Raw genomic sequence first — 678 nt, 5'->3', positions numbered from 1 at the left:
ACGCCAGACCCTGGCGCTGTTGCCGCACAGCGGTTTGTACAACCTGTATGGCCCGACCGAAGCGGCCATCGACGTGACCCACTGGACGTGCGTGGAAGAAGGCAAGGATACCGTGCCGATCGGGCAACCCATCGCCAACTTGCAGGCCTATGTGCTGGACGCTGAGCTGAACCCTGTCAGCCCCGGTGTGACCGGCGAGCTGTACCTGGGCGGTGTTGGCCTGGCACGCGGTTACCACCGGCGCCCGTCGCTGACCGCCGAGCGCTTCGTCACCAGCCCATTTGGCGCAGGCCAGCGGCTGTACCGCACGGGCGACCTGGCCCGCCAGCGGGAGAACGGGGTGATCGAATACGCCGGGCGTATCGACCACCAGGTGAAGATCCGCGGCCTGCGTATCGAACTGGGCGAGATCGAAGCGCGCTTGCAAGAGCAGGCTGACGTGCGCGAAGCGGTGGTGGTGGCCGCCGAAGGACAGCTGGTGGCGTATCTGGTCGCTGAACAGCCTGACAGCCTGGCGGCGATCAAGGCGCACCTGGCCGCCGTGCTGCCGGACTACATGGTGCCAAGCCAGTGGGTGCTGCTCGAGCGCATGCCGCTGTCGCCCAACGGCAAGCTCGACCGCAAGGCCTTGCCCAAACCGCAGCTGGGCCAGTCCTCACGCGAATACCAGGCGCCGCA

The 678-nt window shown here is 67.0% G+C and carries 1 protein-coding gene; it reads left to right on the top strand.

The annotated features are described in order from the left end of the window. A partial coding sequence (locus tag ACK59H_RS22940) for an AMP-binding protein (protein ID WP_409264989.1) occupies positions 1–678 on the top strand: 678 nt, incomplete at both ends.

The sequence above is a fragment of the Pseudomonas sp. KCJK9000 genome (assembly GCF_046230725.1).
Classification (GTDB): domain Bacteria; phylum Pseudomonadota; class Gammaproteobacteria; order Pseudomonadales; family Pseudomonadaceae; genus Aquipseudomonas; species Aquipseudomonas promysalinigenes.
The sequence above is the reverse complement of the archived record's forward strand: the minus strand, read 5'-3'. Positions and strand labels throughout refer to the sequence as shown.